We start from the raw sequence: 433 nt of genomic DNA on the forward strand, positions 1-433 counted from the left end.
ATCATGATCGGCTTGTGATAGCCGCGCACCGTGCCGGCCACGTTCTGCTCGTAGACGCGGAAGTAGCCGCCCAGGTTGGCGCGGCCGAATTCGTTGTTGAACGCGGCGCCGCCGAGCGGGCCCTCGATCATGATCTGGAGCGGCGAGGCGATGCGGTCCGGCTTGCCGGTCACGCCAGCCTTGTCGTCCGGATTGCGATGGGCCACCGGCTGGGCGGCATCGCGGGCGTTTTCCCAGGSCTCGATGGCGTCCGGCAGCATCAGGTTCGACACCGTGAAGCCGGTCAGGCCCGCCTTGGGCTTGGCGCCCCGGCCCGTGGCGCCCTCGTCGCGGATTTCACCGCCGGCGCCGGTGGAGGCACCCGGGAACGGCGAGATCGCGGTCGGGTGGTTATGGGTCTCCACCTTCATCAGCGTGTGGGTCAGCGCCTCGT

General features: G+C 69.2%; 1 protein-coding gene. It reads right to left on the minus strand.

Annotated features, from left to right (window positions below; translation table 11 throughout):
• Positions 1–433: hypothetical protein (locus tag AB4Z42_RS28420; RefSeq protein ID WP_442012584.1), on the minus strand; the 433-nt coding region annotated here is incomplete at both ends.

The sequence above is a fragment of the Mycobacterium sp. 2YAF39 genome, from assembly GCF_052114565.1.
In the GTDB taxonomy this organism is placed as follows: Bacteria; Actinomycetota; Actinomycetes; order Mycobacteriales; family Mycobacteriaceae; genus Mycobacterium.